The organism is Fulvivirga lutimaris (assembly GCF_009711525.1).
Classification (GTDB): Bacteria; Bacteroidota; Bacteroidia; order Cytophagales; family Cyclobacteriaceae; genus Fulvivirga; species Fulvivirga lutimaris.
Genome location: NZ_SMLV01000022.1, coordinates 1 through 314, shown reverse-complemented (window position 1 = coordinate 314; position 314 = coordinate 1). Strand labels below are relative to the sequence as shown.

The following is a 314-nucleotide window of genomic DNA, read 5'->3' as shown; positions in this document are numbered from 1 at the left end:
ACTGTAGAACCACAGCCAGTGATTGTACCAGCACAAGTGAAGACGATCTGTAGTGGTGACAATGTTGATTACCATGTTAATTTAACACCAGCGGGTTTACCATTGAACACAGAATACAGCTGGGGTTTACCAGTGATGAGTGACGGTTCGGTGCAGGGCACAACGGGCACGAATGTACCGGAGTCGAATGCCTTAACGATCACCGATGTATTGACCAATACAACAGGTGCAGCAATAACAGCGACCTATAGCATAACGCCCACGGTGAATGGCGGATTGAACTGTACAACTTTACCAGCAGTAGATGTAGTGAT

General features: G+C 46.8%; 1 protein-coding gene. It reads left to right on the top strand.

What is annotated here, in order from left to right:
• Positions 1–314, top strand: a 314-nt coding sequence (locus E1140_RS21100; RefSeq protein WP_185153301.1) for a PKD-like domain-containing protein, incomplete at both ends; no start/stop codon positions are given.